General features: G+C 41.9%; 6 protein-coding genes and 1 pseudogene. 2 read left to right on the plus strand and 5 right to left on the minus strand.

The genetic code is table 11. From position 1 onward, the window contains the following. The coding region (locus ACOVQQ_RS03905; protein WP_421817032.1) for an acyl-CoA thioesterase at positions 1–462 on the plus strand (462 nt) is incomplete at its 5' end. On the opposite strand, the gene ACOVQQ_RS03910 is transcribed toward ACOVQQ_RS03905, so the two are convergent. The 5 genes from ACOVQQ_RS03910 to ACOVQQ_RS03930 are packed head-to-tail and all read right to left on the minus strand — an operon-like array spanning position 459 to position 5,225. Further along, entirely contained in the window at positions 459–1,241 is a 783-nt protein-coding gene (locus ACOVQQ_RS03910; protein WP_421817033.1) for an enoyl-CoA hydratase/isomerase family protein, read from the minus strand. The genes ACOVQQ_RS03905 and ACOVQQ_RS03910 overlap by 4 nt on opposite strands. Beyond that, positions 1,238–2,662: an ATP-binding protein gene (locus tag ACOVQQ_RS03915; RefSeq protein WP_421817034.1), complete on the minus strand. Its 1,425-nt coding sequence runs from the start codon at positions 2,660–2,662 to the stop codon at positions 1,238–1,240. Before ACOVQQ_RS03915 ends, ACOVQQ_RS03910 begins: the two co-directional genes overlap by 4 nt. 56 nt (positions 2,663–2,718) lie before the next feature. Then, the gene (locus ACOVQQ_RS03920) at positions 2,719–3,267 is read right to left on the minus strand and encodes a CopD family protein (protein WP_421817035.1); all 549 of its coding nucleotides are present in this window, start codon (positions 3,265–3,267) and stop codon (positions 2,719–2,721) included. After that, complete coding sequence (gene hemH / locus ACOVQQ_RS03925) at positions 3,267–4,334, minus strand: ferrochelatase (RefSeq protein WP_421817036.1); 1,068 nt, start codon at positions 4,332–4,334, stop codon at positions 3,267–3,269. The genes ACOVQQ_RS03920 and hemH overlap by 1 nt, the downstream gene beginning before the upstream one ends. 15 nt (positions 4,335–4,349) lie before the next feature. Next, a complete protein-coding gene (locus tag ACOVQQ_RS03930; RefSeq protein ID WP_094486316.1) occupies positions 4,350–5,225 on the minus strand; it encodes a helix-turn-helix transcriptional regulator in 876 nt (291 codons plus the stop codon). A gap of 226 nt (positions 5,226–5,451) precedes the next feature. Between ACOVQQ_RS03930 and ACOVQQ_RS03935 the strand changes: the two are divergent. Further along, a pseudogene (locus ACOVQQ_RS03935) lies at positions 5,452–6,092 on the plus strand (glutamyl-tRNA reductase); the annotation flags it as partial.

Raw genomic sequence — 6,092 nt, forward strand, 5'->3', positions numbered from 1 at the left:
TTACCGAGCGAAACCAATCCGTTGAACAATCTTTTTGGTGGCGAATTGTTGGCGCGCATGGATCGCGCTGCGAGTATTGCCGCCCGACGTCATTCGCGTAGAATTGTCGTAACAGCATCGGTAAATCACGTGGCTTTTAACCGCGCCATTCCGTTGGGAAGTGTCGTAACTGTAGAAGCTAAAGTTTCGCGTTCGTTTAAGTCGTCCATGGAAATTTTCATCGACGTATGGATTGAAGATCGCGAGTCTGGACAACGCAACAAGGCGAACGAAGCTATTTACACATTCGTAGCCGTAGACGACACAGGACGTCCGGTTGAAGTTCCGCCAATCAAACCTGAAACCGAATTAGAAATTCAGCGTTTTGAAGCCGCTTTACGCAGAAAGCAATTGAGTTTAGTGCTTGCTGGGAAAATGAAACCCTCTGAAGCTACGGAACTGAAAGCTATTTTCAACGACTAGTTTCCAGTAAACACAGCTTTTCTTTTTTCGAGAAAGGCTGATGTTCCTTCCTTAAAATCTGCTGTTCCAAAACAAGTTCCAAACAACTTTATCTCTGTTTCGAATCCGTTCTGGCTGTTGTCATAACCGGCATTTACCGCTTGAATAGCTGCACGAATGGCCGCAGGAGAATTTGCTGCAATTTTAGACGCAAGTGCTTCTGCCTCGACGAGCAACTCCGATTGATCGACTACTTTATTCACTAAACCTAATTGATGGGCGGCTTGTGCATCAATCATCGAAGCCGATAGAATTAACTCCATTGCTTTGCCCTTCCCTACTAATTGAGCCAAACGCTGCGTTCCTCCGTAACCAGGAATTACACCTAAAGTAACCTCCGGCAATCCCATTTTGGCGTTGGTCGAAGCGATACGTATATGTGCCGACATAGCCAACTCCAAGCCACCGCCCAAAGCAAAACCGTTTACGGCTGCAATTACAGGTTTCGACAAGCATTCAACAAAATCGAACAACAAACGCTGACCTTCGGCTGCTAATGCTGCTCCTTCGCTCACATTAAAATCGGCAAATTCCGAAATATCTGCACCAGCTACAAACGCCTTTTCGCCACTTCCGGTTAAAATAATCACACGAACATCTGCTTTTTGTTCTGCGTAAGCAAAAGCCTCGTGCAGTGCTTGAATCGTTGCTTTATTGAGTGCATTAAGTTTTGATGGTCGGTCGATGGTAATGCGAAAAATAGCGTCGGTTTGACTAGTTTGTAAGTTTTCGAATGTCATAGCTTTACGAGTTTTGTGATGGGTAAACGCACGTAAAATGTACTTCCGTGCCCCAATTGTGTTTCAAAAGTAATGGTTCCTGAATAATTTTCGATAATGTTTTTGATGATGCCCAATCCGAGTCCCATACCACTGGTTTTGGTGGTAAATTTGGGTTCAAAAATGCGGTCGCTGTTTTCTGGCGGAATGCCGGTTCCGTTATCTGAAACCGAGATTTCTACTTCGTTGCCCGCACGCCGTATCTGCACTTGGATTTTCTTTTCCACTTGTTCTTCGGGTATGGCTTGAATGCTGTTTTTAACTAAATTCGTTATGATGCGAATGAGCTGCGTACGGTCCATTCGCGTAATGATTTTCTCGTCGGGCAGTTGCAATTCGATGTAATCTTCATTAAAGATATCGAGCGCCAACTCCACGACTTTTCCAACATTTAACGTCTCATTCTGTTGCGCAGGCATCGAAGCAAAATTGGAAAAAGCCGAGGCAACCGAACTCATGATGTCGATTTGCTGAATCAGTGTTTTCGAATAATCGTCCATTTTCTGACGAATATCTGGGTCATTCGGGTCGAAACGTCGCTGAAAACTCTGTACCGTTAAACGCATGGGCGTAAGCGGATTTTTAATCTCGTGTGCGACTTGCTTGGCCATTTCGCGCCAGGCTTGTTCGCGTTCGCTTTGCGCTAATTTGGCCGCGCTATCCTCCAATTTATCGACTAGCGTATTATATGCGTTTATAAGTAGCGAAATCTCTCGACTTGAATCGTCCAAATCAATTTTCTCGTTTTTCTGATTCAGATTAGTTTCCGTTATTTTATCTGAAATCCGCTTCAAAGATTTTGTAATAAAACTCGACAAAAAGTAAGCCAACGCAAAGGCAATCAGCAACATAAACGAATACACTTGACTCAAGCGAATCAAGAAATTTTTCAATTCGCGGTCGTAAAAACCGTCGTCTTCGATATACGGCAGATTTAAAATACCCAGAGGTTTGAATTTCAAATCTTTAATCTGACTATACGACGAACGGTATTTTTTTCCTTCAATAGTACGTACATCTACATAGCGTTTTTCGAGCGAAGCACGCATGATACGAAGAATGTAATCGGGTATGGGTGGCGAAGCTTGATCGACCGAAAACGCACCTTTCGACGACTTTAGTAACTTTCCGTCTAAGCTGTAAATGTTGATTTGCAGCGCATGAATGTTACTCAATTCGTGAATCTTATCTTTAAAAATCAGTGCTAAATTTTCTTCGGTAAGCGGATACGTCGTGTTTGCTAAAATGTAATTGATGTGTTCTTTGATAGCGTTTTCTTTCCGTTCTAAACGCTCGCGGTGATAATCTTTTGCCTCGCGTTTAAACTGAAAAATAGAAATCGAGGCCATTAGAACTGAAGCAATAAGCGTGAGTACGATCATCGAAAGAAAGATTCGAATCCGTAGCGACACCCTTTTTATCTTCACCGACTTTAGCATTAGGTTCCTCGTTTTGCGCGCAGATTTTTATAAAATTTGAATCCTAACATCAGCAAAAGCGATACCACAATAATACCAACTACTCCAAAAATCCAGTTAAAAGCGTTTTTCAACACCACTAGAAATACAACGGCAAACAAAATAAGTGTTGCTACTTCATTCCACAGTCGCAAAAAATTCGAAGAATGGGGTTTTTCGCCGCGCTGAAGCTTGCGATAAATCTGATGGCATTTTAACTGATAAGCATATAAAAGTGCTACAAACCCAAGTTTTACTTGCATCCAATCGGTTTCTAACCAAGCTCGTCCGACGGGAGTGAAAAACAGCATCCAAAAAGCGAAAATCGATGCTAAAACTGCCGAAGGCCATGTTATGATATACCACAATCGATACGCCATTAATTTATATTGTGGTTGCAAAAATTGACGTTCTATTTCCGATTTATCGAAAACTTCGGTCTGGTACACAAAAAGCCGAACAATGTAGAACAACCCAGCGAACCAGGTTACCACAAAAATGAGATGCAATGCCTTTAAATACTCGTACATTAGGCCGTTACTTCAGCGGTTCTTGGAGCAAAAACTTTCCCTGTTGCTGCCCAATCGTTTATCCATTCGGCAACCGTAGCACACCAAGTATCGTCGTCGTTTAAACACGGAATTGCCATGAATTCTTCGCCGCCGTTTTCTTTGAATTCGTGATTGGCTTCCATTGCAATTTCCTCCAATGTTTCCAAACAATCCGATACAAAAGCCGGCGTAACTACTGCTAATTTCTTGATTCCTTTCGCCGGCATTTTATTGATTTCAACGTCGGTATACGGATCCAACCACTTGTCGCCCGCCAAACGCGATTGAAACGACTGGCTGTATTTATCTTTCGGAAGTTGCAGCAATTCGGCTACCTGACGTGTAGTTTCGTAACATTGGTGACGGTAACAAAACTCGTGCGCCGGCGATTTGGTGGAACAGCAACTGCTATCCATCTTACAGTGCGATTTCGTAACGTCGGTTTTGCGAATATGACGCTCCGGAATGCCGTGGTACGAAAACAGCAGATGGTCGTATTCAAAACCTTCCAATTTTTCGCGAATGCTTCTCGCTAAATTTTCGATGTAACTTTTTTGGTTGTAGAAAGCCGGAACGTGGTGCAAATGCAAATCCGGATACTTTTCAGCAACCAATTTCTGCGCTAATTCTACAATGGTTTTTGTGCTTGCCATCGCATATTGTGGATACAACGGAAACAGCAAAACTTCGGTTACGCCTTGATCGCGAAGTGCTTTCAAGCCAGAATCAATCGACGGCTGACCGTAGCGCATTGCCAAAACAACGGGAACCTCAGCCTTTGCAGAAACTTTCTTATGCATGCGTTCTGAAAGAACAATTAGTGGCGAACCTTCATCCCACCATATTTTTTTGTATGCTTCCGCAGAACGTTTCGGACGCGTTTGCAAAATAATACCACGAACTAACAACGCACGCAGTAAAAACGGTACGTCGATCACGTATTTGTCCATTAAAAATTCGTCTAAGTATGGCTTCACATCCTTAGGCTCTGGGCTTTTTGGAGATCCCAGATTTACCAATAACACCCCTCTTTTAGATTGTTGCATTGTATATGATTTTTATTAAGAAACTGTTGGATTAATCGACATTAAATATTTCTTGGGCGTAGTAGCGAATTTCTTTTTGAAGGCCGCGATAAAATGACTTCCCGTGCTGTAACCAATCTTCAATCCTACTTCGTTTACATTGTACGAACCCGAATCTAGAAGTTGGCGCGCATAGTCCATTTTATAATCAAACAAATAGCCGTAAACGGTGTCGCCGTAAATTTGCTTGAAGCCGAGTTTTAATTTCTTTAGCGTAAGACCAACTCGATCGGCAAGTTCTTGCAATCCGGGCGGCTCGGCCATGTTTTGGATTACAATATCTTTCGCTTTTTTTATTTTCATGACGTTCTCTTCGTCGAGTAAAAACGGACATTGTTCTGCCGAAGGATCTTCCGTTTTATTGAAATACAAACTCAGCAATTCAAACGCTTTACCGCGATAGTACAAATTTTTAATCGACGGATGTAAGTTGTAATGAAAAAGCTGGCTGAGTACGATAGCCATCGACGGACTCACACGCGACTCGCCGTAATATTTCTTATCCCGATTTTCGACAGTAAGAAAGTTAATGTGTTGTGCATCGGTAGAAAACAGCGAGTGGAATTTTTTTATGGAGAGAAACGCCGATAGAATCCAGCTGTCTGGGGATATCTTCAAATGCAAAGGCAATTCTTTTTGTGGATTGTAAAGTAAATACGACTGTTCTTCCACTAAATTCAACTGATAAGAACCTTCATTAAAGTGAAGCACTGCCGTTCCCTTCAAACAGAAATGAAACTGAATAAATCCCAAAGGAATGGCTTTCTGCTCGATTACGGTTTCAGTGGAGTGATTCTGAAATCGCAATAGAAAAAAATCGTTCTCAATTTTTATCTCTTCAAATGAACCCATAGCGGTATTTTTTCGTAAGTAGCCTTAAAATAGAACAAGCGGTTTATTTAGAATAATTCTACATAAAGCGATTTAAAAGGCTTGTTACTGCTGCAAAGTTAGTTGAATTTACGATAAATATTGCGATGTGGTTTCGAAAGGCTACCAGCGATTAAAATGGAACTTACAGCGTTATTTTTTAGATTTTGATAAACTTATTTTTGTAACCGAATTGCGTAAACTATATATGGAGCAGATTCACACACCGAAACATTCATCGTTCTATGTTGTTGGCCTAAACTACAAAAAAGCCGATGCAGAGATTCGCGGCCAGTTTACCGTTCCTGCCGATGCGCAGCCCCTGTTGTTAGCGCAAGCGAAAGCAGCTGGAATCGAATCGTTGATGATAAATTCTACCTGCAATCGAACCGAAATTTACGGCTTTGCAGAACATCCGTATCAGCTCATAAAACTCATTTGCGACCATTCTAACGGTACCGCCGAAGCCTTCCAAAAAGTAGGTTACGTATATAAATCTAGCGATGCCGTAACTCATGTTTTTCGCGTTGCAACTGGCTTAGATAGCCAGATTTTAGGCGATTTCGAAATCATTTCTCAAATCAAATTCGCTTGCAACCAGTCGCGTTCTTTCGGATTAATCAATACTTTTCTCGATCGTTTAGTAAATGCCGTCATTCAGGCGTCGAAACGCATCAAAAACGAAACCGATCTTTCTACAGGTGCAACATCCGTTTCTTTTGCAGCAGTTCAGTATATATTGCGCAATGTTCCCGAAGTAAGTCAGAAAAATATTTTGTTGTTCGGAACAGGGAAAATCGGTCGAAATACCTGCGAAAACCTCATCAAACACACAAAAAATAAGCACAT

Origin of the sequence: Flavobacterium sp., from assembly GCF_049240005.1 — a bacterium.
GTDB lineage: Bacteria > Bacteroidota > Bacteroidia > Flavobacteriales > Flavobacteriaceae > Flavobacterium.